Below are 25,951 nucleotides of genomic sequence, written 5' to 3' on the forward strand. Positions count from 1 at the left end.
CGGATCTAGGGCGTGTTTCGAAAGTCCCGTCTGCCCGGCGACGCCTGGCACGCACGCTCGCCGCGTTGTCGGGATCGCCCCGATACAACCAGTATGGGGGCGACCCTCCGCCTTGCGATCGCACGCACCAGACGCCGCCGGGCCTGCCCTTCGGGCAGACGACGCTACTTTCGAAACACGCCCTAGCCGTTTCCGCCCGTACGACGACGGGGTCCCGCTCGCTTTCTCGAGCGAGCGGGACCCCGTCGTCGTACGGAGGTGTCCGGCCGTCAGCGGCCCAGGGCCGCCAGCTCCTTGGCCGCCTCCGTGAGGTCCTTCGCCGTGTCGATGGCACGCCAGTAAGCGCCCTGCGGGATCGGGAACCCGGCCAGCCGCAGCTCGCGGGCCAGCTGCGGGAAGGTGGTCCGCTCGTGGTCCCCGCGCTCGGGCAGCAGCCCGGCGAACTCGGGGGAGAAGACGTAGACGCCGGCGTTGACCTCGTACGTCGTGGGCGGGGCCTCGATGAAGTCCGTGATGTGGCCGAAGCCGTCCGTCTGCACGGCCCCCCACGGAATGCGCGGCCGGGCCAGCGCGAGGGTGGCGACCGCGCCGCGCTCGGTGTGGAAGTCAGCCATGTCGCGCAGCGAGAAGCGGGTCCAGATGTCGCCGTTGGTGGCGTACCAGGGCCGCTCGGGGTGGGGCAGACGGGCGGCCGCGTACTTCAGGCCGCCGCCGCGGCCGAGGGGCTCGGTCTCGACGACCGTGGTGACCTTCAGCGGCAGGTCGGCGGAGCTCAGCCAGTTCTCGAGGACGTCGGCGAGGTGGCCGCACGAGACCACGACGTCCGTCACGCCCTCCTCGGCGAGCCAGCCCAGCTGGTGGCCGATGATCGGCGTCCCCGTCCCGGGGATCTCGACCATCGGCTTGGGCCGGTCGTCGGTGTAGGGGCGCAGCCGCGACCCCTGGCCGCCGGCCAGGATGACGGCTTGCGTGGGTCGGGACGCGGCGCGCGGATCGGTCATGCCCGAACTGTACGCGGCGCCCCCGACCCGTCGAGAGGCTCCCCTGCGAGGCGTACGACGCCCCGCGGTCCGCCCGTTCGGATCGGGCCGAGCCCGGCCTGATCCGAACGGAAGACCCTAGCCGTGCGCCGCCAGGACACCCGAGGCGAAGGACGTGTCGCACACCGGGCGGGTGTAGGACTGGGCGCGGGAGGGGCCGTAGACGCGGACGGCGGCGCGGCCCAGGGCGCGGGCGATGGAGGTGCAGTGCTTCGCCAGGGACGGCTTGCCGTTCACCGCGGCCTGGAGGTGCGTCAGCGCGGTGCCCGGGTCCTTCTCCTGGAGCTCGGTCAGCAGCCGGTCGCGCAGGACGTCCTGCGGGGCCTTGGCGGCGTCCTGCGCGGTGCGGCGGACGGTGGAGACGTCGGAGGCGGTGAGCACCGAATCCGAGGGGTTCCCCGACCAGTTGACCCGGGTGACCGCGAGGGTTCCCGAGAGCACCATGACGACGGGCAGGACGAGGGCGAGCGAGCGGCCGATCCGTCGGGCGGGGCCCTGGCCGCGTCGCGACGGTTGGGTGGCGGAGTGGTTCACGGAGTGCTTCACGCGTGTGAGGGTAGCGCGGGGTAATGATTTGGCGACATTCAGTCACCCGGTCGGGGGATGGAGTGGTGCCTCTTTTTGGGTAAGGCGTTGACGCTCATTGCTCGAAAAGCCCGTTGTGCCGGGGTTTCCGGCGTCCGTGCGGACCCCGCGCGAGAAGGGCCCCGCGGCAGTTGCCGCGGGGCCCTTCTCGTCGGTGCAGGTGGCTCACCCGGCCGAGCGCGGTTCGGTCGTCGCTCAGTCGGAGAGGCGCGCGCCCGTGGAGGTCGAGAACACGTGGGTCTCGCCGGCGCGCGGCACGACGTGCAGCGTGCTGCCCTTCTCCGGGACGTTGCGGCCGCCGACGCGGACGACGAGGTCCTTCGACTCGCCGCCGACCGTGGCGGTGCCGTAGACGAAGGCGTCGGAGCCCAGCTCCTCGACCACGTTCACGACGACCGCGAGGCCCTGGTCGGAGTCGGCGCCGGCCACGTCGAAGTGCTCGGGACGCACGCCGACGGTGACCGTCTTGTCGGTGGCGGCGGAGAGCGCGTCACGCTGCACCGGCACGACCGAGTTGCCGAACTTCACGCCGCCGTCGGCGATCGGGACCTCGACGAGGTTCATCGCCGGGGAGCCGATGAAGCCGGCCACGAAGAGGTTCGCCGGGCGGTCGTACATGTTGCGCGGGGTGTCGACCTGCTGGAGCAGACCGTCCTTGAGGACCGCCACGCGGTCACCCATCGTCAGCGCCTCGACCTGGTCGTGGGTGACGTACACGGTGGTGATGCCCAGACGGCGCTGGAGGGAGGCGATCTGCGTACGCGTCGACACACGGAGCTTGGCGTCCAGGTTGGACAGCGGCTCGTCCATGAGGAAGACCTGCGGCTCGCGCACGATGGCGCGGCCCATCGCGACACGCTGGCGCTGACCGCCGGACAGGGCCTTCGGCTTGCGGTCCAGGTACTCGGTGAGGTCGAGGATCTTCGCGGCCTCCTCGACCTTCTGCCGGATCTCCGTCTTGTTGACACCGGCGATCTTGAGCGCGAAGCCCATGTTGTCGGCGACGGTCATGTGCGGGTAGAGCGCGTAGTTCTGGAACACCATGGCGATGTCCCGGTCCTTCGGCGGCAGGTGCGTGACGTCGCGGTCACCGATGCGGATGGCACCGCCGTTGACGTCCTCGAGCCCCGCGAGCATCCGGAGCGAGGTGGACTTGCCGCAGCCCGACGGGCCGACCAGGACGAGGAACTCGCCGTCCGCGATGTCGATCTCGAGCGCGTCGACGGCGGGCTTGGTGGAACCCGGGTAGATCCGGGTCGCCTTGTCGAACGTGACAGTGGCCATGGTGATGGGCCCCCTTCTACCGGCAGGAACGTGCCGGACGATCCGTTGTAGGAAGGTGGTGAGCCGTCCCGGGCAGGATCCGGGAAGGTGTAGTCCACACGAGTGAACCGGATCTGGACGCTACCTGGCGTTCGCCCGGTCTGTCAGCACCCGGAGGCATGTGAACTTCGCGGAAATTCTCGACAGGGGCCCCCGGCGACCTGGGTACACTGCTCGGGCGCGCCCGCCGCACGCGACGCGCACGCCTCCTTAGCTCAGTTGGTAGAGCACCGCTCTTGTAAAGCGAAGGTCGTCGGTTCGAGTCCGACAGGGGGCTCCATGCCCGACCAGGGACAACGCCCCCACGATCTTGGATCGCGGGGGCGTTGACGGTAGTTCTTGACGGCAGTCGTCTCTCAGTGTCAGGGGCAGGGTCACCCCGCCGGCTTCACGACGTGACCCAGTGCCATGAGCCCGACACTGACCGCCAACAACGACGGGGACTCCAGATTCGCGCTCAGCAGGGCGAGTAGGGCCCCTGCTCCCCACAGTCTGGGCTGTCGCACCAGTCGGGGCAGCCGCCGGCCGGGCATACGGCCGAGCAACAGAGCGTGTACCCCCAGGACGGTCCAGGCGATGGCCGCGACCATCAGCGCCAGACCCAGGACCCCGAACCCGACCATCCCAGTCCCCCTCGCCTCAGCGTGCTGCCAGTCTCTCAGGCGGTTGGCGGGCGCCGTTTGAGCAGGCGGTCCATGTGGCCCATGGCCTCCCGCCGGTCGTCGTGACTCACGTGGGTGTACACGTTCATCGTCACCGCGATCTGCGAGTGTCCGAGAATCTCCATCACGGTGCGGGGCGCGACGCCGGCCGCGAAGAGCAGGGACGCGCAGCCGTGGCGGGTGTCGTGCAACCGGACCTGTGGCAGACCTGCGGACTCAGCGATCCGCAGAAACGACCGGTAGAGGTTCCGCGGCTCGATCGGCCGTCCGCTGCGGGTCGTGAACACATGGTCGCTCTCGTGCCAGTCCGCGCCGGCCGTCGTGCGCCGGTCAGCCTGCCGCAGCCGCTGCCACCGGAGCGGCGCCACGCACATCAGCGGAATTGGGATGACCCGCGCGCGCCGATTCTTCGTGGTGTCCAGGTACAGCTCCTTGCCGCCTCGGTTCAGCGTGGTTCGGACGGTGAGGGTGCGCCGGTCAAGGTCAACGTCCTTCCACTGCAACCCCAGGATCTCGCCGCGCCTTAGGCCGAGGGCGACGGCGAGGACGAACGCGGTGTAGAGCGGATCGGTCCGTGCGGCTTCCAGGAACGTCAGGGTCTCGTCCAGCGACCAGGGGCGCAGTTCCCGCGGCTCGACTCGGGGCGCCGGGACCAGCTGGACGACGTTGCGGCTGATCAGTTCGTCGCGGCAGGCGGCTGTGATCGCCGTGCGCAGCACTCGGTGCGCCTCTTTCGCGGTCGCGGTCGACGCCTGCGCGGTGACCTTGGCGAGCATCTGCCGGACGTTCGCCGTGGTGAGCGACTCCAGCCGTCGGCTCCCCAGCAGCGGCACGAGGTAGAGCCGCGCGTGCATCTCGTACTTCACGTACGTCGTCCGCTTCCGGTGCGGCTTGACGTACTCCTCCAGCCAGTACGGCAGCCACTCGGAGAGCTTCGCCGACCGGGACGGCGTCGGGATGCCCTGACGGTCGCGGCGTACGAGTTCCTGCCGCTTCTCGTCGCACTCCTCCCAGGTGGCGCCGTAGACCGTCTTGCGCTTGCGGGTGCCGTCGGGCTGGGGGACGTAGACGCGCGCCTCGAAGCGCCCGTCCTTGCGCTGCCAGATGCTGCCGGCGCCGTTCGGGTTCCTCTTACGGGGTGCCATCAGGCTGCGTTCTCCTCGATCTGTTCCTGGATGAAGGCGCGCAGGCTCTCGGGCGCGATGCGCCGCGAGCGGCCGACGGTGAAGCTCGCCAACTGACGGGATCGGATGAGGTCGTAGACCTTGCTGCGGCTCAGCCGCAGGGCGGTCATGACCTCGGGGACGGTGAGGGCTTCGGGTACTGCGGACAGGACGGAGCGCACGGAGGTCCTCCGAAGGTCGTGTGGGGCGCCCGACCCCCCTCTGGGAAGTCCGCTACATCCGCTACATCCGCTACATCGCAGGTCAGAGGGGGTGTTTTGTGTAGCGGATGGCGGCGATGTAGCGGCTACGGCGCGCGGTGGGGTGCGGGGCCGTAGCCGCTACACGAGGGGGTTGCCGCTACAGGTTCAGGGCCTTTGACCTGGGCTGTAGCGGCTGTAGCGGATGTAGCGCTTCTCAGGGACGGGGAGGGGGCGGGCAGTAGCGGGCCCATGCGTCGGTGAGGTCCTCGGCGTAGAAGCCTTTGAGGACGCCACCGCTGGTTCGGATGTTGCGGGAGGCGATCGGCTCGTTGTCCGCCGTCATGTACTCGCCGAGCATCTTGGACAGGCGCCGGTTGTCGAGCGGCCGGCCGCCCATGTCCGCCCACGGGGCGTCGTCCAGGGCGTTGAGCCGGTCCAGGATGGCGATGGTGGGGAGCCGGTCCACACCGATCAGCACGTGATCGCGCAGGTCGGTGAGCAGCCGGATTCCGAGACTGCCTTTATCGTTGGCCTGCGAGGCCTTGACCAGCGCCACGCACGCCTGCCGTGCCCGGTCGGGCCAGTCGCCCCCGACGGCGTCGGCGACGGCGAGCAGGGGTTCCCACACGTCCGCCGGGCGGTCGGTGACCCCGTCGGGCATCGCGGGCCACGCGCCCTTCACCGCTTCGCGGGTCTGGTCGGCCCATGCTGCGAGGCGGTCGCGCAGGGCGTTGCCCTCCGGTTCGTGCTGGCCGGCGCGGAAGGGTTCGATGCGCTCGTTGCGGGCCCGGCGGCGCATGCGGATGATCACGGAGCGGGTGAGGATCGTGTCCGGCAGGGAGCCGAGCCCGGCGACCGCGACGGCGGTGAACGAGGGGAACGGGGTCACGGTCTGGCTGTCGCCCACGCACCGGTAGGTGACGCCCTTGCGGCGGTGGCCTGCGTTGATGAACCCGCGCAATTCCTCGTTGTCTCCCGCCTTCGGGCCGAAGATCGTGTCGATCTCGTCGAAGAGGATCGTCGGCCGGCCGTCGGGCCCGGAGACGGAGCGGAAGAGCGCGGCGGCGGACGCGTTCACCGCGACCATGGGACGCGGCACGAGGGTTTCCACGATCTCCAGCGCCCGCGACTTCCCCGACCCCGGTTCGGGGGACAGGAACGCCAGCCGCGGGGTGGAGTCGAAGCAGTCGAGCAGGTGCGCGTGCGCGTCCCACAGGGCCACGGCGACATAGGCGGCCGGCGTGGGAAAGACGTTGAAGCGGCGGTGGAAAGCTTCCACCTCGTCCAGCAGCGCGGCCCCGTCGATGGCGGTGGTCATGCGGCGACCCTTCCTTCCTGGGGGTTGCGGAGCGGGCAGAGGTCTCGGTGAGCGGCGTGCGCTTCGATCAGGGCGAGGACGCGGGTGTGGCCGATGGTGCTGCGGTCCCACCCGCACAGGCACTTCGAGGTGGCGGTGGGGGTGGCACCGCGCGGCGCCGTGATGTGCAGCCACGCCACGGGGTAACGGCCGTCGGGCCGGTGCGGGTCAGAACTTGTTCGGGCGCCCTTGCGGGCGGCGCCTTTCGGCTCGCCCACGGCCGCCGGGTCCACAGGCTGTGGAGCGGCGGGCGGGCCGGTCGGGGTGGGGGTGATGCTCTTCAGGCGGGGGCGGGAGGGGGCGCTCATGCCGCTTCCCGGCGTGCGGAGTTGTGGGTGATGGACCAGTTGAGGGCGCTGCGCAGCGTAGAGCGGCACTCGGCGACGGTGAGGCCGGCCGCCTCCCCCGCCTCCTGAAGAGCCTGCTCAACCATGTGCCGAGGGAGGTCGCCCCACGCGACGAACCGCCCCAGGGCGCGCGCGGCACGGAACAATGTCCCTTCCCGCTCGCCGACTTGAGCCGCAGCCACGTTCCGCACCTCGTTGGCGAGTGCTACGTCCGCGTATCGGCGGGATTGCACGGTGACGGCCAGCGAGGGCGCCTGTACGGCCCTGGGGGCCGGTTGCAGGATGCTGTGCAGCCATCCGGGCAGTGCAGCCGTCTCGGGGCTGCTCAGTGCTTCGTAGCGTCCGGCGGGGGTGATCGAGTCCGCGGCGACGACGTAGCCGCCCCAGGCGCGGGTGTCGACCAGCGGGGCGAGGGTGCCCGCGGTGTTGGTCAGCCGGGCCCCGTCGGGGGCGGTGAAGTACAGGTGTTCGCCGCCGCTCGCGGTCCGCACTCGGTAGGTGGCCGGGACGGCGTGGCCGGCGCGCTCGCAGAGCGCTGCGAAGGTTGCCGCGCCGCAAGGCGCGTCCGAACTGCCCTTGTCCTTGGGCACGTCCAGGTCGACGACCAGCAGGCGGGAGGGACCGGTGGCGATACCGACGTTGTACGCGCCGTGCGACCAGGTGGCGCGGATACGGTCCGAGTCGCAGGTGGCGCGGTCCTCCCACTTCGCGTGACCGCTCACGCACGGGCCGGTACCGGGACACGCGGTCTCCCCGTGCAGGGCGGGGCGCTTGGTGCCGGGACGCAGGGGGAAGACGCGCCAGCCGCGGGCAGCGGCGTTCAGCGCTGCGCGCAGCAGCGCGGAACGGGCGTCATAGGTCATGCTGGATACCTCCAACAGGTCTGTTGCGGACGGGTTGGGCAAGGGCGGCCCCGCGGCTTTGGCGAGACGAGGGGGCCGCCCTTGGCGTAGCTAGCGGTGGAAGTGGTTGCGCTTGATCACGGCCTTGCGGATGTGGACCGTGGTCCCGGCCCCGTGGCGGTTGCCGCCGAGGACCTGCATGGCGATCCATCCGCCGAAGATGACCGCGGCGAGGGTGATGAGCTGGGTGACCAGCGCGGCCAGCGCGGTGATGAACGTGGTGAGCATCAGCAGTCCGCCGCAGACGGCGAGGAACCCGACGCCGCCGAGGGCGACGTTCACCGCCATCTGCGAGACGGCCGGCTTCGCGGTCACCGGCTCCGGGCGGGCGTGGTCGATGGCGTAGCCGGTGACGACGCGGCCGTCCGGCAGGATCACGCTCGCCACCGCCGGCACGGTGTGCGACTGGACGGCGGTGAGGGGTGCCGCGTACGGCGCGGCGGGGGTGAGGGGGGTGGGCTGGTGGACTTCCACGGCCCGCACGGCGGGCGGGGTGGGGCCGGTCTCGGGGTGCATGCGGAATCCTTTCCGAACATGGGTCAGGGAGACGGTGACACCCTCTGCGGGGTGGGCTGTGGCGGGGGTTTTCGGGGGTGTGGCCTGCTCTCCTCCCTGCCTCCCTGATGGATCATCAGTGCAGGTCAGGGGCAGGGAGGCGGGGCAGGGAGGGGTTCAGGGAGTTCTCCCTGTCTCCCTGGCCCGCGCGGGGTCGGCTCCCTGCCGTCAGTCGGTGGAAGCGGAACCCTGCTCGTCGCGGTTGGTGAGGGCGCGGGTGAGGCGGTCGCGGCCGATGACCATGCGGCCGTCGGACTTGTACGGCTCGGCGCCGGTGCCGTCGAGGACGCGCTTGAGGTCGATGAACGACCACTTGCCGTAGGCGTCGGCGTTGAGGGCGGCGAGCCGCTTGAGGACGTCTTGGGTGAGGACGCGGGAGGCGTCGCCGAGGACGGTGGCGATGTCGGCGAGCGGGTCACGGTCTTCGCCCCGCTCGATCACGTGCAGGGTGGTCACCCCGTCGCGCAGGGCCTTGGCCCGGTCGGCGAGGGCGGCGGCGACTTCGGTGTCGATGTAGTGCGTGCGTACGGTGATGGACGCCTGGCCGGCCGGAATGGCGATGCCGTCGGAGGCGACGACCACCGTGCCTTTGTCCAGGCCGGGCCGCAGCAGGTTCGGCGCGGCCCCGCCGTCGACGGCCTTGTCCCCCAGGGCCATGCGAGCCTGCGATTCGGTGCCGAGGGCGAGGGAGGCGCGGGTGTGGGCGCCCTCGCGCACGAGCTTGGGCAGGTTCTGGTCGGTGGGGTCCTGAGTGCCCTGCCACATCAGCACGTTGACCGCGCGTCCCTGGTTGTGGATCTTGCGGACGGCGGTGAAGTACCGGGACTTGGCCTTGGACCCGCCATAGGGGCGCTTCTCGTCGTCCACGGCCGGGCACATGAACGCCACCTGCGCCTCGTCGACCAGCACGATCAGCGGCGGGAACGCGGTGCCGGGCGGCGCGGTTAGGCGCCGGTTCATCTCGTCCACCGCGCTCTCGACCATCTCGGTCACCTCGATCACGTGCTCATCGGTGGGCCCTTGGATGAGCACGGTGGCGAGGCCATCGAACATGGCCCAGTCGCCGGCGCCCTTGAGGTCGCCCATGAGGAACTGCACGGAGCGGTCCAGGGCGAGCCACAGGGCGAGCGCGCGCAGCGCGGCGGTCTTGCCCTGATTCGACAGACCCGTGATGAGCAGGTGCCGCTGGTAGAGGCTGATGGCGGCGGCGTCCCCGCGCAGGTCCTGCCCCCACGGCGCCTTTCCCTTGGCGTAGTCGGCGGTGATCGTCTCGTCGGTGACCAGCGGGGACGGGCCGATCGGCTCGTCGAGCGCGCCGGAGTCGGCGATCCACAGCCGCACCGTGCGCGCGGCGGTCGGGATGGTGATGAACACTTCGTGTTCGTGTCGGGTGAGGTTCTCGGCGAGCTTGCGGCGGCGCTGCTGGATCTCGTTCGTGGCGACCCCGGAGGGGAGGGTGACGTCGACCTCCACGCCGCATCCGGCGATGCGGATGGGTCCGAGCATGGACGCGCCGGCGTCGCCCATTTCCTTGATGGCGCGGGCCAGGGCGGGGACGCCGAGGTCGCGCAGGGCCTTGACCACGATGGACGGGGTGATCGGCTCCCCCTCGCTGCTGCGGACGTTGGCGGGCAGGGCCCAGGCGGGGGCGGCGTGCTGCTTACGGCCCACCGACCACAGGGCGAGCAGGGCGAGGAACGGGCCGATCGTGAGCGCCGGACCCCACACGATCTGCACGATGCGGATGAGCAGGGCGATGAAGTCGATGGTCGCCGACAGGGGGGTGATGACGTCCTTGGCCTGGCCGGTGTTGATGGCCATGACGACGCCGAGAGCGACCAGGACACCGATGCTCATGCCGGCGCCGACGGCCACGCCCTTGGCCGCCTCAACCGGGGAGTGGAGCAGGTCCATGCGGCGGTGGTGGCGGGCGGCGCGGAAGCGCTGCAAGCGCTCCTCCCACTCCTCGGCCGCTTCCAGGTTCCCCGCGGCCTCCGCCGCCCGGATCATCCGCTCGTACCGGGAGCCGGTGCGGCCGTCCCAGGTGCGGCGGGCCACGATCCGCCCACCGTTGAACGTGTAGGACGCGTGCCGAGCAGCGGCCCGCACCGTCGCGCGGGTGGTCTCGTGGGTGACGACCGTCTTCACCGCCCGACCGGACCGCACCCACAGCGGCACGGGCCGCGCCGGCGGGGCGTCGGGCACGACCGTGAGCACGGTGGGGGCGGTGCCGTCGGCCGGGGGGTCGGTGGGCTTGTGGAGGTGAACGACGTTCTCAGACATGCTGGAACTGCTCCTGACTGCCCCCTCTCGGGGGCGGGAGTAAGTGGGAGTGCAGGTGCCGGGGTGGCCGGGTCCGTGGAAAGAGCGGCCACCCCGGCGTGCGAGGGGTTGGGCTGGTCAGAACCAGCCGGACGACTTCTTCGCGGCCTTGGCGCGGGCGGCCTCGGTGATGAGCCGCTGACGCTCGCCGTGCAGCGCGGTCAGCTCGGCGTTCAGCCGCATCTCGGCGGCCGTGCCGGTGGTGTCCATGCGCTGCTCGGCACGGCCCGCGCTGCGGCCGCGGGTGATCTGGTAGGCGCCGCCGGCCAGGGCGCGGGCCATGGCCCGGCGCTCGCTGCCGTTCAGCGGCCACCACTCACCACGGCGGACGGCCTCCAGCTTCTTCATGGCCTTCTCGATCTCGCGGTCCAAGCGGCGCAGGTCGGAGTTGCCCATCAGGTGTTCCCTTCGGAGCCGTGCGGGTCGGGGTAGGCGCACGGCACGTAGGTGCCGAGCGCGGCGGGGATGACGTATCCGGCATCCCGCTGGCAGGTGCGGCGGGCGGTCGGGCCCGGCACAGGCCGCTAAGGTCGCGGCATGGGTGGGGGATCGAGTGCCGGCGGGCGAACCCGCCCGTGCAAGTGGTGCAAGCAGCCGGTTCAGCAGCCGAGCTGGTGGCGACGGCGGCGCTTCTGTAGTCGTGAGCACCGCTGGAAGTACCGGGGAACGTCCGTCATCGCGCGGATTCTGGACAACCTGTAGCTGCCGACCGGCAGCGCTGCCGTCAGGCGGCCACTACGCGCTTCCAGGCGGCGCGTAGGCGGACTTCGGAGGCGGAGTGGCCGGCCGCGCGGAAGCGGACGGCCATCTCGCGATACGACAGGGCCGGGGTCTGGCTGTGCCGGATGGAGTCGACCAGCGCGTCCAGTTCCGCATCGGTGAGCGCGGGCCCCTCCAGGGCGGGGACCGGTTCGGTGGGGCCCCAGACGGGGAGGTCCCAGCGGGATGTGACGCCGGGTGTGACGCGGGCCGTCACGCTGGTCAGGGCCCTGCCGGTGTCCTCCCCGGCACGCGCCCGCTCCAGCGTCGACCACGCCCCGGCGAGGGTGTCGGCGGTGCGGGCTTGGACGCGGGCGACGCGGGCCCCGGCCTGCGTCACGGCCATCAACCGCGTCTCCTCCGTGGCGGCCTCCGCCCGTAGGCGGGCGCGGGCCACGGCCGCCTCGTCGCGCGCTTCCTGCTGAATCCCGCGGATGGCGCCGAGGGCGGACGGGGTGAGCGCGGTGCGCTCCCACAGCCCGTGGACCAGCCACAGGGCCTTGGCCGCGACCGGCAGCCACGCCACGGCCAGCCACGCGCCCGTGGAGTGCTCGGCCGTCACGGCGTGCGCCACGAGGACGCCGGTGGCGATCAGGCCGAAGGACCAGCCGACGGCCGTCACCGCAGTGCTGTGGTCGCCCTGCGCCGCGAGACGGCGCTCGTAGGCGAGGGTGGCCAGCCATCCCCCGTCGATGCCTAGCCCGACGACCAGGGCGACCGGCCACGGTACGGCGGTACCCAGCCACATCATCACCACGGCGAGGGTGAGGACCATGGACACGGCCGTCATCGCGACGGCGGGCAGCACGGTCTTGGCGTTCACGCCGCACCTCCCAGGGCGATCAGGGCGGCGAGGACGAGCAGGGCGGCGCCGGCCAGGGTCAGGTCGACCGCGCGGCGCAGGCAGGTGAACTTGGCAACCGCCAGCCGGGACAGCCCGGCGATGTCGGCGGCCAGATCGTTGCTGCTCACCGTGGCCGTGATCTCGGCGGCGGTCAGGGTGGCCCACAGCGGGAAGCCGTGCCGGCCCCGCAGGTTCGGCCGGGTCGAGCGCAGCAGCAGGACGGCCGCCGCGACCAGCACCGCCACCCCCGCCCCGCCCGCGAGACATGCGGCCGGGTTGAGGGGAAGGTCGCGGGCCAGCGGCACGGCGGCGGCGAGGACCGCGCCGACGAACGCCAGCAGCAGACCCGTCTTGGTGTCCGTCCGCGCGATCTCCGCCTTCACCTCGGCGTGCGCAGCACTCAGCTTTTCGTTCGCAGTGCTCATGCCGCACCGCCCGACAGGCTCGTACCGGCGGTGCGGTTGACCAGGTCCCGCCGCGCGGCCAGCACCCGGTGGCGGGCCCGGCGGATGCGGCGGGCGTCCATCTCGTTCGGCGTGCGGTCCAACGTGATGATCTGCGCGTCGAGCAAGTCGACCTCCGCCGCGATCAGCGGGGCCTCCAGCTCGATCGCGTCCAGCTCCGCGGCCGTCGGCTCCATGAAGTCGGCGAACGCGGTAACAGCGTCCTGAACAGTCACGATGTGGTCCATTGGGTCGTGTGTCCTTCCACAGGGGTGAACGGCCCGAACAGCGGCCCCGGTGTTCCAGCACCGGGGCCGCGCGCCGTTGGAGACAGAAGGTTCCGGCTCCCTGCCACCCCGCCCGTACGACCAGCGCACACGGCGCTGCCGGACGGGCGAGGGAGGCAACCGGCCGCAGCGCTAGCCGCTGCGATGGCAGGAAGAGGGGCGGACCGGATCGCCCGCGAGCGGATGTACAGCTCACGGGCCGGGGTTGCGTACGGGCGCCGCCGGCCGGTCCATCACGGCGACGCCCACAGGGTTCGTCGAAGCATCGGAACTCCCAGGTCGAAGGGGCACGGAAACAGCACTGCAAGGGGGACCACGTCCCCACCCTCCGGCCGTTGCTCGCGGTCACCGGGCCACCTCGCCAGTACGGGCCGAAACCCTGTTCCACCTGGCCTTTAGCGGGATTGCAGCGTCCCCGCCCTCTGCATCTGCGCAGGCGAAAGCAACTCAAGGGAATTGCTCCGCTTGCTCAACTTGTTGGTACAAGCTGATGCAGTGATGCTGCACCCGCAGACGGCAAGCCGTCAAGAGATTGGGGCCCACATGTACCAACAAGTTGAGCGAGTGCGTCATGATGGGCGCATGAGCAAGCAACCGAAGTACCGACAGGTGGCCGACGCCCTACGTCGCGAGATCGTGAACGGCGCGTTCGACCGCGACCGTCGGTTGCCCTCAGAGAGCGAGCTGTCAGCCCGGTTCGACGCCTCCCGCAACACCGTGCGGTCCGGGCTCGCCCTGCTGGTCGGCGAAGGGCTGATCACGTCCAGCCAAGGGCTGGGGTACGAGGTTCGTTCACATGAGGTGTTCGAACTCAACGCCTCGCGCTTCGAGAACCTGAACTTCCCGCACAACGGGGATGCCTACAGCACCGACGTCACGAACGCCGGCCGTCGGCCCCACCAGACGTTCCGCGTAGAGATGCTGCCCGCGCCCGAAGAGGTCGCGGAACGACTGAAGATCGAGAAGGGAAGCAAGGCGGTTCTGCGGTTCTGTCACCGGTACGTGGACGACGTGCCGTGGTCCACGCAGGCGACGTACTACCCGGCATGGCTGATCGAAGAGTCACCCCGCTTGGCTGAACCCGGGGACATCGAAGAGGGGACCACGAGGTACTTGGCCGCTCGCGGTATCGAGCAGATCGGTTACTTCGACGAGATCGCGACGCGTATGCCGACGCCGGAAGAGGCTCGCCTCTTGGAGATGAGCGCCGGCGTGCCCGTACTGCTCTGGACGCGTACGGGCTACTCGTCAGACCGTCCCATCCGGTGCACCATCACGACGTTCCGGGGCGACCTGAACCGGATGAACTACGAGATCGGCGACCTTGCCGGCCGAAGCGAGAACACGTGATCATCACAACCGCCGAACCGCACGACGTGGCCAAGTTGCTGTTTTTCCGTGAGGAGGCAGCAGCTTGGCTGCGCGGCATCGGCTCCGACCAGTGGAGCCGCCCGTACCCGGCAGACAAGTTGTTGGCCACGATCGAAGCGGGCACGGTCTTCATGCTCCGCGACGGGCACATGACGGCGGGCACGATCACGATCACGCCGGACGCGGAAGAAGGGCTGTGGACTGAGGACGAACTGGCCGAACCTTCGATGTTCATCAACAAGCTCACTGTTGCTCGCGAGTACGCGGGACAGAACCTTGGTGCGCGACTGCTGGATTGGGCAGGTGACCGCGCCCACCGCGCGGGCGCGCGGTGGGTCCGACTGGACGCATGGACGACGAACGAAGCTCTCCAGCGGTACTACCTCGAGCAAGGCTTCACGCACCTCCGCACGGTCCGGGAGGGCACTGCGGTGAATGGCGGACCACGGGTCTCTGGGTGGCTTGCACAACGAGCGGCACGGCCAGCAAACCACGGGTTCACTGACCGTACACCAACTCCGGCACGGCTCCCTTTCGCAGCTTAATAGCCAGGCGGTAAGTGTTTTTTGCCATTAATTGCGATGCCCATCATGGAATCCCTGTGATGGGCGCATTATTACTTTACGACTTTCAGATGGCCTGTTACTGCCGGGCTCTTTTGGCCTCCGCCAGGTACGGCTGCGATGGCTAGTCCGAAGACCAGTGCGTCAAGGTCTTTCTCGCTTTCTCTTAGGTAGTCGGCGATTGCCCGAGATGTCCACCCGTCTTCCCTGGCCAGTTTAAACAACTCGGTCAGGAACTTGGAAGGCTCCGCCTGAATTCCATCTGGTTCGGCGGTCCTGAATCCTCGCTCGGACAATTCAATTAGCCATTGCCTTCTGTTCCACTCTGAAATGAACTCAAGCCTGTAAAGGCGCTCGACCATGGCAAGGGCTGAAACTTTCCAATACTTCTTCAGCTTGAATACGTCGTCTAGGCGAAGTTTTCCTACTACTTGAGCGTATAGGCCATCCGCTGGCACTAGGAAGCTTGCGGCAAAATCATGAGCCTCCTGCTCTATCTGCCTTGAGCGGTTCATGTTGGTGGTCTCGTGTAGCACCAGATGTCCTAGTTCGTGGGCTAGGTCGAATCTCGTCCGCTCGGCTGTTTTGTCTGTGTTTAGAAACACAAATGGGCGGCCCTCATATTTGAAGGAGAAGGCGTCGATTTCGCGATCGGCGGCTGGGAGCGAGAAGACGCGAACGCCCCTTCGCTCAAGTAGGGCCAACATGCTTTTGATAGGTTTTTGGTGTAGTCCCCAGGTGGACCGCAGTTGTTCGGCGACTACGGCTGGAGGGACGTCGGGCGGATCTGCGACATCGGGCAGGTCGGTGGTTGGTGTGCCGTAGTGCTTATCGATCCACCCGCTCAGCTCGATCGCCATGGAGCTAACAGCAAGTACCCGCCTCAGTTGTCGAGCTGTCATCGACGAGAGGGCGCGAAAAGCGACCCACTCTTCATTCAGCTGGGGTGGGTCATCCGATAGAAAGAAAGACTGCGGAAGGGACAAAACTTGTGCAATCTGTTTCACCGGTGGCGAATCTACCTGTCCGGACTCCCAGGCCGTAACCGTGCGACGTGAAACATTGCACAGCTCGGCAAGCCCTTGCTTTGTAAGTCCCCTCCGCTCCCTTGCTGATGTCAGCCTTGCGGGGTTAAATGACGGTCCTTCATCGCGAAGTAGCCCTGAATACCATTGATTCTCCGTCATCATCGTCATCCTCGTCTGACTCTATAGGTGCTACCGCTCCCGATGAAGGAATCGGCGGAATGAGGATGCGCTCCACCCATTCGCCAACCAGGCCGTCTCCAATGTCTCGTGCCAGCGAGAGCTCTAGACGAATCTCGTCATCGTCGGCGTGAACGACTAGGAACCAGGTTGAGCAGTCCTCGTCGGGAGTCAGGTCGGCACTCTGTGGCGATGCAGAGCGGTTTCCCCCGATATCTCCCCAGAGAGTCGGCTGAACGAATTCTGCGTTCCTCTCCACTCGCTCCCTGGTCTTAGGGCCTCGCTTCCTAGTCAGCTTCGGGTGGCGCTTACCTCGTGTACCAGTGTATTTGTCGCCCGCTACAACGGCAAAAGCTAGGCGCTTCTCCTGGGAGTACACGGTTTCATAGTTTCCCGTTCGGCCTATCTTCCAGCCCTGCTGCAGCTTCTTCAGTTGCCGACGGAGTCCTGCGAGTGTCTCCGCCCACATGGCCACGCCCGCGTACGTCCGTGGGTACCAGGGCTGATCGACCCTTTTCCGTGCGTCATCGCCATACGTGACACTCTTTCGGAAATGTTCGACGGAGAGTCCCCACTCCCGGAGACGAGCATCGGCCTCGTCCGGAGAGACGATCTTGGTGGAGCCGTCGGGCGGTTGTGCGGGGTGCTTCAACATTGGACCTCCGTGATCGACTTCCTCAAATGCTACCTCACATGAGGTGGAAAAAGGGGAAGTTGAGGTCCAGTGGTCCCGAACGCAGCGCGTCTGGGTTCCGTAGCTGACGAGGCTGCTGTGGGCCGGGGCGGAGGGCTGGCCGTAGCTTTGGTCGCCAGCACAAGTCAGCCTGAGGTTCAGTTCCGCGACTGACGGCAGACTCTGACGGCAACGTGCATGCACGTTGCCGTCCTGTGCGAGCCAACCGCGCACTCCGCACGCCAGGTTGGAGCGTCAGACACCCGCCTGGGGAGCCGTCGGGGGGAACTTGTAAAGCGAAGGTCGTCGGTTCGAGTCCGACAGGGGGCTCCATTGTCTCCGGTCCCTCCCGCCGTCGACGGAATCCGAAGGGGACACCGGCCGCTCGGGCGGGTTAGCGTCCGGCCATGAGCAGCGGTGTCGTGAACGGCGGGATCTCCTACTGGTACGCGGACGACGGCCTCCCCGCGGTGCGGGAGCCGCTCTCCGGTGACGCCTCCGCGGACGTCGTGATCGTCGGCGGCGGCTACACGGGCCTGTGGACCGCGTACTACCTGAAGAAGGCCGCGCCCTTCCTCCGGATCACCGTCCTGGAACAGCGGTTCTGCGGGTACGGGGCCTCCGGGCGCAACGGCGGCTGGCTCTACAACGGCATCGCGGGCCGCGATCGGTACGCGAAGCTGCACGGCAGGGACGCCGCCGTACGCCTGCAGCGGGCGATGAACGGCACCGTCGCCGAGGTGATCCGGGTGGCCGGCGACGAGTCGATCGACGCCGACGTGCAGCGCGGCGGGGTCCTCGAAGTGGCCCGTACGCCCGCCCAGCTGGCGCGGCTGAAGGCCTTCCACGCACACGAGCTGGCGTACGGCGAGCAGGACCGTGAGCTGTACGGCGCCCGGGAGACCGCCGCGCGGGTCCGGGTGGCCGGCGCGGTCGGCTCCACGTGGACCCCGCACGGGGCGCGGGTGCACCCGGTGAAGCTGGTGAAGGGGCTGGCGGCGGCCGTCGAGGCGCTGGGCGTCGTGGTGCACGAGTCGACGCCGGTCACCGAGATCCGGGCGGGGCACGCGGTGACGCCGTACGGGACCGTGCGGGCGCCGTACGTGCTGCGGTGCACCGAGGGCTTCACGGCCTCGCTGAAGGGACAGCGGCGGACCTGGCTGCCCATGAACTCCTCGATGATCGCCACCGAGCCGCTGACCGACGAGCAGTGGGCGGCGCTCGGCTGGGACGGCAGGGAGACGCTGGGCGACATGGCGCACGCCTACATGTACGCCCAGCGCACCGCCGACGGACGGATCGCGCTGGGCGGGCGCGGGGTGCCGTACCGCTTCGGGTCCAGGACGGACCACGACGGGCGGACGCGGGAGGCGACCGTCGAGGCGCTGCGCGAGATCCTCGTCGCGTTCTTCCCCGCGCTGGCCGGGGTACGGGTCGCGCACGCCTGGTCGGGGGTGCTCGGCGTGCCGCGGGACTGGTGCGCGACGGTCACCCTGGACCGTTCGACGGGCCTCGGCTGGGCGGGCGGGTACGTCGGCTCGGGCGTCGCCACCGCCAACCTCGCCGGGCGCACGCTGTGCGACCTCGTCCGGCTGGACTCCGGGCAGGCCGGGCGGACGGCCCTGACGGAGCTGCCGTGGGTCGGCCACCGGGTCCGCCGGTGGGAGCCGGAGCCGCTGCGCTGGCTGGGCGTGCAGGGCATGTACGCCACCTACCGGGCGGCGGACCGCCGGGAGACGGAGACCCACAGCGCCGGGTCGTCACGGCTGGCGCGGCTGGCGGACCGGGTGGCGGGGCGGCACTGAGGCCGGCCGCCGAGCGGCTGCGGTCGCGGCAGGAAACGGACGGGTCGGCCGTCGAACGGCTGCGGTCGGGTGAGGGACCGGACCGGTCGGCCGTCGAACGGCTGTGGTCGCGCGGGGGCCGGCGGGCCGTCGAGCGGCTGTGGTCGTGTCAGGGCTCCAGGACCACCTTGCCGGTCGTCCGGCGGGTTTCCAGGGCGCGGTGGGCGGCGGCCGCCTCGCGCAGGGGGAAGCGGTGGACGGAGGGGACGAGGCGGCCCGTGGCGGCCTCGGTGAGGGCGCGCAGTTCCAGGGGGCGCAGACCACCCGCCCTCTCCAGCATCACCGGGCCGAGGACCGACTGCGAGACGCCGTCCACGAAGTGGCCCCTGCCGTCCCGGACGCCCTCCGCCGACCAGCCGAAGACGAGGTGCCTGCCGCCGGGGCCGAGCAGCGCCACCGCCTCGCGGGCGACCTCGCCGCCGACGCCGTCGAAGACGACGGTGGCGGGCCTGCCGCCCAGGAAGGCGCGGACCTTCCCCGGCCAGGACGGGTCGGTGTAGTCGACGGCGAGGTCGGCGCCGTTCTCCCTGACCAGGGCCGTCTTCGCGGGCCCGCCGGCGAGCCCGACGACCGTGGCGCCCGCGTTCTTCGCGTACTGCACGAGCAGGGTGCCGATGCCGCCCGCGGCGGCCGGGACGACGGCCACCGTCCCGGGGCCCGGTTCGGCGAACTGGAGGATCCCCAGCGCCGTACGGCCCGTGCCGATCATCGCGACCGCCCGGGCGGCGTCCAGGTTCGCCGGGATCTCGTGGAGGCGGTCGACGTCGGTGACGGCGAGTTCGGCGTAGCCCCCGGGAGCGAAGCCGAGGTGGGCGACGACGCGTCTGCCGAGCCATGCGCCGTCCACCCCCTCGCCGAGGGACTCGACGACCCCGGCGACCTCCCGGCCGGGGACGGTCGGCAGCACCGTCGGCTGCGGCTGGGGTTTCTGGAAGCCCTCGCGCAGGGCGGTGTCCAGCAGGTGCACGCCGGCCGCCCCGACGGCGACGCGTACCTGGCCCGGCGCCGGGAGGGGGTCCTCGACCTCCTCGAAGGTGAGGTTCCCGGCCGGGCCGAAGGCGTGCAGGCGGACGGCGTGCATGAGGTTCCTCCGGAGTCGCTCGCGTGGACCCGGCTGGTCCCGCGCGGTCCCGCACGGTCGTGCGAGGCCCTGTGCGCCCACTCTGCGACCTCGAGCACGCTTGAGGTCAAGGCTGCTGCGGCCGGGGGGGACAGGACGGCGGATCGAGGGCGTTCGCGCCGGCCGGCGGGGATTGTCAGTGGCGGGGTGCAGCATGGGGGCATGGCGAGGACGGGTGCGGGCGGCGGGAGCAGGGCGAGGACGGCCACGGGCGGCGGCGGCCGGGTGAAGGCCGCGCGGCGGCCGGAGGTGCGGCTGCCGCCCCTCGAACCGTACGGCGGCGGAGGGCTGGAACCCGACGGGGACTACGACGGGGTGGAGTTCCGCGAGTCGGACCTCTGCGGGCAGGACGGCGGGGGCGCCCGCTTCATGGACTGCGCGCTGTCGGCCTGCGTGCTGGACGGGACGCGTCTGCACCACGCCCGCCTGCTCGACTCGGTCCTCACCGGCATCCGCGGCGTCGGCACCGACCTGGCCGAGGCGACCCTGCGCGACGTCGAGCTGGTCGACGCCCGTCTGGGCGGGACGCAGTTGCACGGCGCGGTCCTGGAGCGGGTGCTGATCCGCGGCGGCAAGATCGACTACCTGAATCTGCGTCAGGCCCGGCTTCGGGACGTCGTCTTCCAGAGCTGCGTGCTGGTCGAGCCGGACTTCGCGGGGGCCCGCCTGGAGCGCGTGGAGTTCGTGGACTGCGCCCTGAAGTCGGCCGACTTCACGGCGGCGACCCTGACGGACGCCGACCTGCGCGGCGCGACCGAGCTGGGCATCGCGGGCGGCCTGGACCGTCTGTCCGGCGCGGTGATCAGCACCGGTCAACTACTGGATCTGGCACCGGTGCTGGCGGCGGAGCTGGGGATCAGGGTGGAGGACTGAGGCGGATGGGGTCGTTCTACGGAAACGTGCTGGTGGCACGGCCTTTCGAGGAGGCGGTGCCGCTGCTGGCGGAGGAGGGCGTCACCGGGTACGCGCTGCCGGTGGGACCGGGGCACACCGTGGTCTACCCCGACCCGGAGACCTCGTCGGGTGATGTCGCGGAAGGACTGAGCAAGCTGCTCGGGGCGCCGGCGGTGGGGACGTACGTGTTCGACTCGGACGTCCTCGTGATGCTTGTTCACGAGGACGGTGTGCTCCGGCTCCACTACGACTCCTACCCCGGCTACTTCGACGAGCCGGAGATCGACGAGAACGGAAATCCGCTGTCCCCCGTGGACGACTTCACGTTCCCGGCACCGGAGGGCGTCGATCCGGACGCCTTCCTGCCCCTGGCCGCGGGTCCCGTGGACCGTGCGGCACTAAAATCCGCGCTGCGCGGCGTGCCGCTGGATCCCGACGACGGGGACGATGGGAGGTACGCCCTCGCCGAAGCGCGGCACTACGACGTGATGGCCTGCCTGCGGCTCGACGCGGCCCGGCTGACCACGGGCTTCCGGTACCTGGCCCGGGGAGACCTGCCGCACGGCACGGCGGCGGGGGACCTGGTGACGCTCGGCGGGGCGGCGCGGCCGGCGCCGGCCGGGTGAGGCAGGGCTGGCCAGCGCTGCTCAGCCCAGTCGGGGGAAGCGGGCCTGGAGGGTCCAGATCGCCGGGTTCTCGTCCAGGTCGTCGTGGAGGTCGACCAGGTCCGCGATCAGGTCGTGCAGGAAGTCGCGTGCCTCGCGACGCAGTTCGGCGTGGGAGAAGGTCAGCGGGGGTTCCTCGGCCGGCATCCAGTCGGCCTCGATGTCGACCCAGCCGAAGCGGCGCTCGAAGAGCATGCGGTCGGTGGACTCGGTGAAGTCCAGCTCAGCGTGCTGGGGGCGGGAGGCGCGGGAGCCCTTGGGATCCCGGTCGAGCTGCTCCACGATGTCGCACAGCGCCCACGCGAAGTCGAGCACCGGCACCCATCCCCAGGCTGTGGAGATCTCCCGGTCCGCCTTGGTGTCGGCCAGGTAGACGTCCCCGCAGAACAGGTCGTGCCGCAGCGCGTGGACGTCCGCGCGGCGGTAGTCGGTCTGCGGGGGGTCGGGGAAGCGGTTGGAGAGGGCGTAGCCGATGTCGAGCACGTAGATGATGGTGTCACGGGTCGAAGGGGCGGGCGCCCCTGAGATTTCCGGCATCTCCCGGTCCGCGTGGTCCCGCGATCCCCGGCATCTCCCGGTCCGCGTGGTTCCGCGATCCCTGACATGTCCTGATCCGCGCCCGCCTAGGATCGCTCACATGTCCCGATCCGCGCGCCTTGTCAGGGCCGTCGCCGTGGCCGCCGTCTGGGGTCTCGCCCTGCCCCTCGCCCTCTCCGGCTGCGACGGGAGCGGGCCGGACGACGTCGGCGGCGCGGGGGTCGGCGACCCGTACTTCCCGAAGGCGGGCAACGGCGGCTACGACGTCCGTCACTACGGCCTCGACCTCGCCTACGACCCCGCCGGGCGCCGCCTGTCCGGCACGGCCCGCCTCACCGCCCGCGCCACCGAGCCCCTCTCCGCCTTCGACCTCGACCTGACGGGCATGACGGTCGAGGAGGTCACCGTCGAGGGCCGCGACGCGTCCTTCGACCGCGACGGACAGGAGCTGACCGTCCGCCCCGAGGACCGCCTCGACAAGGGCGAGATCTTCGAGGTCACCGTGCGCTACGCCGGCCGCCCCGAGACGATCACCGACCCGGACGGTTCGGAGGAGGGCTGGCTGCGGACCGCGGACGGGGCGCTGGCGCTCGGCGAACCGACCGGCTCCATGGCCTGGTTCCCCGGCAACCACCACCCCTCCGACAAGGCGTCCTACGACATCGCCGTCACCGTGCCGCGGGGCCTGACGGCCGTGTCCAACGGGGAGCTGCGCGGCGAGCGGACCACCGGCGGCCGTACGACGTTCGTCTGGCACGCCGCCGAACCCGTGGCCAGCCACGTGGCCACGCTCGCGATCGGCCGGTACACCGTCACCCGGTCCCGCACCGGCGACGGCCTGCCGGTGTACGTCGCCGTCGACCCCACCCAGGCCGCCGCGAGCCGCACCGCGCTGGCCCGGCTGCCCGAGGTCATGGAGTGGGCGGCGGACAACTTCGGCCCGTACCCCTTCTCCTCCACCGGCGCGATCGTCGACCGCCCGCGCGACTCCGCGTACGCCCTCGAGACGCAGAACCGCCCCGTCTTCCCGGGCGCCCCGGAAGTCGAACTCCTCGTCCACGAACTCGCCCACCAGTGGTTCGGCAACTCCGTGACCCCGAGGACCTGGCGGGACATGTGGCTCAACGAGGGCTTCGCGACCTACGCCGAGTGGCTGTGGACGGAGGACGAGGGCGGCCCCACCGCGGAGGAGACCTTCACCGAGCTGTACGAGCACGGCGAGGACACCTACGAGGACCTCTGGGACTTCCCGCCCGCGCGGCCCACGGACGCCGCCGAGATCTCCGCCGACCCCGTCTACCAGCGCGGTGCGATGGTCGTCCACAAGATCCGGCAGGCCGTCGGCGACGACGCCTTCTACGACCTCGTCCAGGGCTGGACCGCCGCCCACCGCCACGGCAACGCGGACACCGGCGACTTCACGGCGTACGTGGAGGAGCAGGTCCCGGACCAGGACTTCGAGCCGCTCTGGCGCGACTGGCTGTACGGGAAGGGCAGGCCGGAACGCCTTTGACCCGCCGTCAGCGGCGCCCGGGCCGAATGCCCCGCGAACGGCGGAGTCGCCGCGAACGGCGGAGCCCCCGGCCTGCACGGCTGAGGGCTCCGACAGGGCGTCGCGTCCGTCAGACGTTGACGCCGAAGTCCTGGGCGATGCCCACCAGGCCCGAGGCGTAACCCTGGCCGACGGCGCGGAACTTCCACTCGGCGCCGTTGCGGTACAGCTCGCCGAAGACCATGGCCGTCTCGGTGGCCGCGTCCTCCGACAGGTCGTAGCGCGCGATCTCGGCGCCGCCGGCCTGGTTGACGATGCGGATGTAGGCGTTGCGGACCTGGCCGAAGTTCTGCGAGCGGTTCTCCGCGTCGTAGATGGAGACCGGGAAGACGATCTTGTCGATGTCGGCGGGGAGGCCCGCGAGGTTGACGTTGATCGCCTCGTCGTCGCCTGCGCCCTCGCCGGTGCGGTTGTCACCGGTGTGGACGATGGTCTGGTCCGGCGTCTGCTTGTTGTTGAAGAAGACGAAGTGGGCGTCGGAGTAGACCTTGCCCTGCGGGTTGACCGCGATCGCCGAGGCGTCGAGGTCGAAGTCCGTGCCGGTGGTGGTGCGGACGTCCCAGCCGAGGCCCACGGTGACGGCGGTCAGGCCCGGAGCCTCCTTGGTGAGCGAGACGTTGCCACCCTTGGACAGGCTTACAGCCATTGTTGGGAGTCCTTCCCTCGTTGTACAACGGGCACGAAACTACAGCTACCCCTATGAACGCCGCGAGGGGTCGCCAAGGTTCCCCGTGTCTTTACTTTCTTTGCCAAAACCTAATTCGCGTGACGTGGACGGGTCAGGTGGGGGAACATGTACGGCATGTCCGGTCCCCATGTCATCAGAGGCTCCGTCTGCCTTCCCGAGGCCGAGCTGGTGTGGCGTTTCTCGCGCTCCTCGGGGCCCGGCGGGCAGCATGTCAACACCAGCGACTCGCAGGTGGAGCTGCGCTTCGACCTGGCGCGCACCGAGGCGCTGCCCGAGGTGTGGAAGGCCCGCGCGCTGGAGCGGCTCGCCGGCCGCCTCGTCGACGGCGTCGTCTCCGTCCGCGCCTCCGAGCACCGTTCGCAGTGGCGCAACCGCGAGGCCGCCGCCGTACGCCTGGCCTCCCTGCTCGCCGAGGCCACGGCTCCGCCGCCCAAGCCGCGCCGCCCCACCCGCATCCCGCGCGGGATCAACGAACGCCGGTTGCGGCAGAAGAAGCAGCGCTCGGAGACCAAGCGCGGCAGGACGGGCCGGGACTGGGGATGAGGATCGCGCCACCGGGCGGCCGTGGCCTTCGGCGCCGGGCCGTGCGGCTTCACTCCTGTACACGCTCCAGCGCCAGGACCCCCACCGTCTCGCTCCCGCTGCGCTCCCCCGTGTCGCGGAAGCCCAGGCCGAGGTAGAAGTCCTCGGGGCCGTGGGTGCCGGGGTGCCAGGTGACGTACAGTTCCTCGCCGCCGCGGTCGCGGATCTGCCGGGCGACGGACTCGACGGCGAACCGGCCGTAGCCGCGGCCCTGCTCGTCCGCCTGGATGTTCAGCCGCCACAGGCCGGAGCGGATCAGGCTGCCGTCCCCGCGCCAGTCGATGTCGAAGAAGGCCATCAGGAAGCCGACGGGCCGTTCGCCGTCGACGACGAGGCGCGGCCAGGCGACCCCGGGATGCACATACGCCTCCGCGAGGGACTTCACCACGGGGGAGACCGCGAATTCCTGCTCGGGGCGGACCCGAATGCCGAGAGCGGCTTCCAGATTTGCGGCGGTTATTTCTTCGAGGCGGAGGGCGGAAGTCGTCGGTGGGGTGGTCATGGGGCGAGCGTAGGAGGGGAGTTCCGGGCGCGGCCACTGAATTGCCGTTCAGCCCAAGCGGCGGTAACGGCCCTTGAAATAGAGCAGCGGTCCGCCCTCCGTGCTCGGCACGCGCGCGTGCAGCACCCGGCCGATCACCAGTGTGTGGTCCCCGGCCGCCACCCGCTGCTCGGTGCGGCACTCCAGCGTGGCCAGCGCGCCGCCGAGCAGGGGTGCGCCGGTGGCCTCGCCGCGGGTGTACGGGAGGTCCTCGAAGAGGAGCCGGTCGCTGAGCCGGCCCTTCATCGCGAAGCGTCCGGCGATGTGCCGCTGGCTCTCCGACAGCACCGACACCGCCCACAGGGGCTGCTCGTCGATCAGGTCGTCCATCCGGGAGCCGGTGCGCAGGCTGACCAGCACCAGGGGCGGCTCCAGGGAGACGGACAGGAACGCCGTGGCCGTCATCCCGGCGTTCTCGCCCTCCGGCGCCCCCGGGTCGTCCGGGTCCAGCGGGGGCTCCTGTGCGGTCACCAGGACCACTCCGCCGGCCAGCCGGGACATGGCGGCACGGAACTCTTCGTCGCTCACCCCCACAGCATGCCCGGAGGGGCCGGCGGGAGCGGACGCGGCGGGTGGGGTCTTGAGCAGGTCGGCAGGCACGCTGCGCACGCTAGTCCCCGGTCCGGCCGGCCCGCATCGGACCTTCGCCCGAGTACGGTCGTAGGTCCCCGGACCGATTCCCGTACCCTCTCCGGAAGGGGAGACGTACGCTCAGTAAACACACAGGGAAAAACGTAGAAACCCTTCTCAATTGCTCAGGTTTTCCTGTGACTTGAGTCACAAGGGGCGGGAATTGTTGACCCTGTGTACCGAGTGGGCAGCGCGCTGTGATTCAGTGGCGGAGGCGTCACCGGTACGGACACAACGACATGCGCAACGACAGAAACGACGTTACGCCGAAGACAACCCTTGATTCGCTGCGAA

The 25,951-nt window shown here is 70.2% G+C and carries 30 protein-coding genes, 1 tRNA gene and 1 pseudogene; 8 read left to right on the forward strand and 24 right to left on the reverse strand.

The genetic code is table 11. From position 1 onward, the window contains the following. Positions 1-269: 269 nt before the first annotated feature. From AB0N31_RS27570 to ugpC, 3 genes are all read right to left on the reverse strand, one after another. Positions 270-1,001 carry a nucleotidyltransferase family protein gene (locus AB0N31_RS27570; RefSeq protein ID WP_366061133.1) on the reverse strand — a complete coding sequence of 244 codons (732 nt, stop codon included), beginning with the start codon at positions 999-1,001 and terminating at the stop codon, positions 270-272. 117 nt (positions 1,002-1,118) lie between these two features. Then, positions 1,119-1,574, reverse strand: a complete 456-nt coding sequence (locus tag AB0N31_RS27575) for a hypothetical protein (protein WP_366061195.1) — start codon at positions 1,572-1,574, stop codon at positions 1,119-1,121. A 246-nt stretch (positions 1,575-1,820) separates the two neighbouring features. Beyond that, positions 1,821-2,909: a sn-glycerol-3-phosphate ABC transporter ATP-binding protein UgpC gene (gene ugpC, locus AB0N31_RS27580; RefSeq protein WP_366061134.1), complete on the reverse strand. Its 1,089-nt coding sequence runs from the start codon at positions 2,907-2,909 to the stop codon at positions 1,821-1,823. Between the two features lie 243 nt (positions 2,910-3,152). On the opposite strand from ugpC, the gene AB0N31_RS27585 reads away from it, so the two are divergent. Then, positions 3,153-3,228 (forward strand) — tRNA-Thr (locus tag AB0N31_RS27585). A gap of 94 nt (positions 3,229-3,322) precedes the next feature. Here the strand turns inward: AB0N31_RS27585 and AB0N31_RS27590 are convergent. The 13 genes from AB0N31_RS27590 to AB0N31_RS27650 all read right to left on the reverse strand — a co-directional run bounded on the left by AB0N31_RS27590 (position 3,323) and on the right by AB0N31_RS27650 (position 12,753). After that, positions 3,323-3,571 carry a hypothetical protein gene (locus AB0N31_RS27590; RefSeq protein ID WP_366061135.1) on the reverse strand — a complete coding sequence of 83 codons (249 nt, stop codon included), beginning with the start codon at positions 3,569-3,571 and terminating at the stop codon, positions 3,323-3,325. A 35-nt stretch (positions 3,572-3,606) separates the two neighbouring features. Continuing rightward, on the reverse strand, positions 3,607-4,755 hold the full coding sequence (locus tag AB0N31_RS27595) for a site-specific integrase (RefSeq protein ID WP_366061136.1): 1,149 nt from the start codon (positions 4,753-4,755) through the stop codon (positions 3,607-3,609). Then, positions 4,755-4,955 (reverse strand): helix-turn-helix domain-containing protein, encoded by a 201-nt coding sequence (locus tag AB0N31_RS27600; RefSeq protein WP_366061137.1) that lies wholly within the window; start codon positions 4,953-4,955, stop codon positions 4,755-4,757. Before AB0N31_RS27600 ends, AB0N31_RS27595 begins: the two co-directional genes overlap by 1 nt. A gap of 235 nt (positions 4,956-5,190) precedes the next feature. Continuing rightward, entirely contained in the window at positions 5,191-6,294 is a 1,104-nt protein-coding gene (locus AB0N31_RS27605) for a DUF3631 domain-containing protein (RefSeq protein ID WP_366061138.1), read from the reverse strand. Then, a complete protein-coding gene (locus AB0N31_RS27610; RefSeq protein WP_366061139.1) occupies positions 6,291-6,641 on the reverse strand; it encodes a hypothetical protein in 351 nt (116 codons plus the stop codon). Before AB0N31_RS27610 ends, AB0N31_RS27605 begins: the two co-directional genes overlap by 4 nt. Further along, a complete protein-coding gene (locus tag AB0N31_RS27615) occupies positions 6,638-7,543 on the reverse strand; it encodes a bifunctional DNA primase/polymerase (protein ID WP_366061140.1) in 906 nt (301 codons plus the stop codon). The genes AB0N31_RS27610 and AB0N31_RS27615 overlap by 4 nt, the downstream gene beginning before the upstream one ends. Positions 7,544-7,633: 90 nt before the next feature. Continuing rightward, positions 7,634-8,098, reverse strand: coding sequence for a hypothetical protein (locus tag AB0N31_RS27620; protein ID WP_366061141.1), 465 nt, complete (start codon positions 8,096-8,098; stop codon positions 7,634-7,636). 207 nt (positions 8,099-8,305) lie between these two features. Next, the gene (locus AB0N31_RS27625; protein ID WP_366061142.1) at positions 8,306-10,420 is read right to left on the reverse strand and encodes an FtsK/SpoIIIE domain-containing protein; all 2,115 of its coding nucleotides are present in this window, start codon (positions 10,418-10,420) and stop codon (positions 8,306-8,308) included. Positions 10,421-10,537: 117 nt separating this feature from the next. Next, entirely contained in the window at positions 10,538-10,855 is a 318-nt protein-coding gene (locus AB0N31_RS27630; protein ID WP_366061143.1) for a hypothetical protein, read from the reverse strand. Then, entirely contained in the window at positions 10,855-10,977 is a 123-nt protein-coding gene (locus AB0N31_RS27635) for a hypothetical protein (RefSeq protein WP_366061201.1), read from the reverse strand. The genes AB0N31_RS27630 and AB0N31_RS27635 overlap by 1 nt, the downstream gene beginning before the upstream one ends. A 206-nt stretch (positions 10,978-11,183) precedes the next feature. Beyond that, entirely contained in the window at positions 11,184-12,041 is an 858-nt protein-coding gene (locus tag AB0N31_RS27640) for a protein spdB (RefSeq protein WP_366061144.1), read from the reverse strand. After that, on the reverse strand, positions 12,038-12,487 hold the full coding sequence (locus AB0N31_RS27645; RefSeq protein WP_366061145.1) for a Pycsar system effector family protein: 450 nt from the start codon (positions 12,485-12,487) through the stop codon (positions 12,038-12,040). The genes AB0N31_RS27640 and AB0N31_RS27645 overlap by 4 nt, the downstream gene beginning before the upstream one ends. Beyond that, the gene (locus AB0N31_RS27650; protein ID WP_366061146.1) at positions 12,484-12,753 is read right to left on the reverse strand and encodes a DUF6284 family protein; all 270 of its coding nucleotides are present in this window, start codon (positions 12,751-12,753) and stop codon (positions 12,484-12,486) included. The genes AB0N31_RS27645 and AB0N31_RS27650 overlap by 4 nt, the downstream gene beginning before the upstream one ends. Before the next feature lie 621 nt (positions 12,754-13,374). Here AB0N31_RS27650 and AB0N31_RS27655 point away from each other — a divergent pair. Next, complete coding sequence (locus AB0N31_RS27655; RefSeq protein ID WP_366061147.1) at positions 13,375-14,142, forward strand: GntR family transcriptional regulator; 768 nt, start codon at positions 13,375-13,377, stop codon at positions 14,140-14,142. Continuing rightward, positions 14,139-14,708 carry a GNAT family N-acetyltransferase gene (locus AB0N31_RS27660; protein WP_366061148.1) on the forward strand — a complete coding sequence of 190 codons (570 nt, stop codon included), beginning with the start codon at positions 14,139-14,141 and terminating at the stop codon, positions 14,706-14,708. The genes AB0N31_RS27655 and AB0N31_RS27660 overlap by 4 nt, the downstream gene beginning before the upstream one ends. 71 nt (positions 14,709-14,779) lie before the next feature. Here AB0N31_RS27660 and AB0N31_RS27665 read toward each other — a convergent pair whose 3' ends face one another. The 3 genes and pseudogenes from AB0N31_RS27665 to AB0N31_RS27675 form a co-directional block, all read right to left on the reverse strand. After that, positions 14,780-15,586: an ImmA/IrrE family metallo-endopeptidase gene (locus AB0N31_RS27665; protein ID WP_366061196.1), complete on the reverse strand. Its 807-nt coding sequence runs from the start codon at positions 15,584-15,586 to the stop codon at positions 14,780-14,782. 141 nt (positions 15,587-15,727) lie between these two features. Then, a pseudogene (locus tag AB0N31_RS27670) lies at positions 15,728-15,922 on the reverse strand (helix-turn-helix domain-containing protein); the annotation flags it as partial. Next, complete coding sequence (locus AB0N31_RS27675) at positions 15,873-16,586, reverse strand: hypothetical protein (RefSeq protein ID WP_366061149.1); 714 nt, start codon at positions 16,584-16,586, stop codon at positions 15,873-15,875. The pseudogene AB0N31_RS27670 and the gene AB0N31_RS27675, both read right to left, overlap by 50 nt. 425 nt (positions 16,587-17,011) lie before the next feature. Between AB0N31_RS27675 and AB0N31_RS27680 the strand changes: the two genes are divergently transcribed. Beyond that, entirely contained in the window at positions 17,012-18,409 is a 1,398-nt protein-coding gene (locus AB0N31_RS27680) for an FAD-dependent oxidoreductase (protein WP_366061150.1), read from the forward strand. A 148-nt stretch (positions 18,410-18,557) separates the two neighbouring features. Here AB0N31_RS27680 and AB0N31_RS27685 read toward each other — a convergent pair whose 3' ends face one another. Next, the gene (locus AB0N31_RS27685) at positions 18,558-19,529 is read right to left on the reverse strand and encodes a zinc-binding dehydrogenase (RefSeq protein WP_366061151.1); all 972 of its coding nucleotides are present in this window, start codon (positions 19,527-19,529) and stop codon (positions 18,558-18,560) included. Positions 19,530-19,730: 201 nt separating this feature from the next. On the opposite strand from AB0N31_RS27685, the gene AB0N31_RS27690 reads away from it, so the two are divergent. Both AB0N31_RS27690 and AB0N31_RS27695 read left to right on the forward strand, forming a co-directional pair. Beyond that, positions 19,731-20,441, forward strand: a complete 711-nt coding sequence (locus tag AB0N31_RS27690) for a pentapeptide repeat-containing protein (protein WP_366061152.1) — start codon at positions 19,731-19,733, stop codon at positions 20,439-20,441. A gap of 5 nt (positions 20,442-20,446) precedes the next feature. Beyond that, positions 20,447-21,088: a hypothetical protein gene (locus tag AB0N31_RS27695; protein ID WP_366061153.1), complete on the forward strand. Its 642-nt coding sequence runs from the start codon at positions 20,447-20,449 to the stop codon at positions 21,086-21,088. A gap of 21 nt (positions 21,089-21,109) precedes the next feature. Here the strand turns inward: AB0N31_RS27695 and AB0N31_RS27700 are convergent, their stop codons facing one another. After that, a complete protein-coding gene (locus tag AB0N31_RS27700) occupies positions 21,110-21,610 on the reverse strand; it encodes a hypothetical protein (protein WP_366061197.1) in 501 nt (166 codons plus the stop codon). Between the two features lie 154 nt (positions 21,611-21,764). Between AB0N31_RS27700 and AB0N31_RS27705 the strand changes: the two genes are divergently transcribed. Next, positions 21,765-23,177 (forward strand): M1 family metallopeptidase, encoded by a 1,413-nt coding sequence (locus AB0N31_RS27705; protein ID WP_366061154.1) that lies wholly within the window; start codon positions 21,765-21,767, stop codon positions 23,175-23,177. Positions 23,178-23,286: 109 nt separating this feature from the next. On the opposite strand, the gene AB0N31_RS27710 is transcribed toward AB0N31_RS27705, so the two are convergent. Beyond that, complete coding sequence (locus tag AB0N31_RS27710; protein WP_109000378.1) at positions 23,287-23,862, reverse strand: TerD family protein; 576 nt, start codon at positions 23,860-23,862, stop codon at positions 23,287-23,289. Between the two features lie 147 nt (positions 23,863-24,009). On the opposite strand from AB0N31_RS27710, the gene arfB reads away from it, so the two are divergent. Then, the gene (arfB, locus tag AB0N31_RS27715; RefSeq protein ID WP_366061155.1) at positions 24,010-24,447 is read left to right on the forward strand and encodes an alternative ribosome rescue aminoacyl-tRNA hydrolase ArfB; all 438 of its coding nucleotides are present in this window, start codon (positions 24,010-24,012) and stop codon (positions 24,445-24,447) included. A gap of 49 nt (positions 24,448-24,496) precedes the next feature. Here arfB and AB0N31_RS27720 read toward each other — a convergent pair whose 3' ends face one another. Continuing rightward, positions 24,497-24,988, reverse strand: a complete 492-nt coding sequence (locus AB0N31_RS27720; RefSeq protein ID WP_366061156.1) for a GNAT family N-acetyltransferase — start codon at positions 24,986-24,988, stop codon at positions 24,497-24,499. A gap of 48 nt (positions 24,989-25,036) precedes the next feature. After that, entirely contained in the window at positions 25,037-25,615 is a 579-nt protein-coding gene (locus tag AB0N31_RS27725) for a flavin reductase family protein (protein WP_366061198.1), read from the reverse strand. Between the last annotated feature and the right edge of the window lie 336 nt (positions 25,616-25,951).

Origin of the sequence: Streptomyces sp. NPDC051051, from assembly GCF_040682975.1 — a bacterium.
In the GTDB taxonomy this organism is placed as follows: domain Bacteria; phylum Actinomycetota; class Actinomycetes; order Streptomycetales; family Streptomycetaceae; genus Streptomyces.

Coding starts and splice junctions, on each gene's coding strand:
- AB0N31_RS27570 (WP_366061133.1), bottom strand. CDS start 1,001: ATGACCGATCCGCGCGCCGCGTCCCGACCCACGCAAGCCGTCATCCTG.
- AB0N31_RS27685 (WP_366061151.1), bottom strand. CDS start 19,529: ATGCACGCCGTCCGCCTGCACGCCTTCGGCCCGGCCGGGAACCTCACC.
- AB0N31_RS27695 (WP_366061153.1), top strand. CDS start 20,447: ATGGGGTCGTTCTACGGAAACGTGCTGGTGGCACGGCCTTTCGAGGAG.
- AB0N31_RS27610 (WP_366061139.1), bottom strand. CDS start 6,641: ATGAGCGCCCCCTCCCGCCCCCGCCTGAAGAGCATCACCCCCACCCCG.
- ugpC (WP_366061134.1), bottom strand. CDS start 2,909: ATGGCCACTGTCACGTTCGACAAGGCGACCCGGATCTACCCGGGTTCC.
- AB0N31_RS27705 (WP_366061154.1), top strand. CDS start 21,765: ATGTCCCGATCCGCGCGCCTTGTCAGGGCCGTCGCCGTGGCCGCCGTC.
- AB0N31_RS27625 (WP_366061142.1), bottom strand. CDS start 10,420: ATGTCTGAGAACGTCGTTCACCTCCACAAGCCCACCGACCCCCCGGCC.
- AB0N31_RS27590 (WP_366061135.1), bottom strand. CDS start 3,571: ATGGTCGGGTTCGGGGTCCTGGGTCTGGCGCTGATGGTCGCGGCCATC.
- AB0N31_RS27615 (WP_366061140.1), bottom strand. CDS start 7,543: ATGACCTATGACGCCCGTTCCGCGCTGCTGCGCGCAGCGCTGAACGCC.
- arfB (WP_366061155.1), top strand. CDS start 24,010: ATGTACGGCATGTCCGGTCCCCATGTCATCAGAGGCTCCGTCTGCCTT.
- AB0N31_RS27720 (WP_366061156.1), bottom strand. CDS start 24,988: ATGACCACCCCACCGACGACTTCCGCCCTCCGCCTCGAAGAAATAACC.
- AB0N31_RS27710 (WP_109000378.1), bottom strand. CDS start 23,862: ATGGCTGTAAGCCTGTCCAAGGGTGGCAACGTCTCGCTCACCAAGGAG.
- AB0N31_RS27655 (WP_366061147.1), top strand. CDS start 13,375: ATGAGCAAGCAACCGAAGTACCGACAGGTGGCCGACGCCCTACGTCGC.
- AB0N31_RS27665 (WP_366061196.1), bottom strand. CDS start 15,586: ATGGCGATCGAGCTGAGCGGGTGGATCGATAAGCACTACGGCACACCA.
- AB0N31_RS27645 (WP_366061145.1), bottom strand. CDS start 12,487: ATGAGCACTGCGAACGAAAAGCTGAGTGCTGCGCACGCCGAGGTGAAG.
- AB0N31_RS27650 (WP_366061146.1), bottom strand. CDS start 12,753: ATGGACCACATCGTGACTGTTCAGGACGCTGTTACCGCGTTCGCCGAC.
- AB0N31_RS27675 (WP_366061149.1), bottom strand. CDS start 16,586: ATGTTGAAGCACCCCGCACAACCGCCCGACGGCTCCACCAAGATCGTC.
- AB0N31_RS27595 (WP_366061136.1), bottom strand. CDS start 4,755: ATGGCACCCCGTAAGAGGAACCCGAACGGCGCCGGCAGCATCTGGCAG.
- AB0N31_RS27605 (WP_366061138.1), bottom strand. CDS start 6,294: ATGACCACCGCCATCGACGGGGCCGCGCTGCTGGACGAGGTGGAAGCT.
- AB0N31_RS27690 (WP_366061152.1), top strand. CDS start 19,731: ATGGCGAGGACGGGTGCGGGCGGCGGGAGCAGGGCGAGGACGGCCACG.
- AB0N31_RS27620 (WP_366061141.1), bottom strand. CDS start 8,098: ATGCACCCCGAGACCGGCCCCACCCCGCCCGCCGTGCGGGCCGTGGAA.
- AB0N31_RS27630 (WP_366061143.1), bottom strand. CDS start 10,855: ATGGGCAACTCCGACCTGCGCCGCTTGGACCGCGAGATCGAGAAGGCC.
- AB0N31_RS27680 (WP_366061150.1), top strand. CDS start 17,012: ATGAGCAGCGGTGTCGTGAACGGCGGGATCTCCTACTGGTACGCGGAC.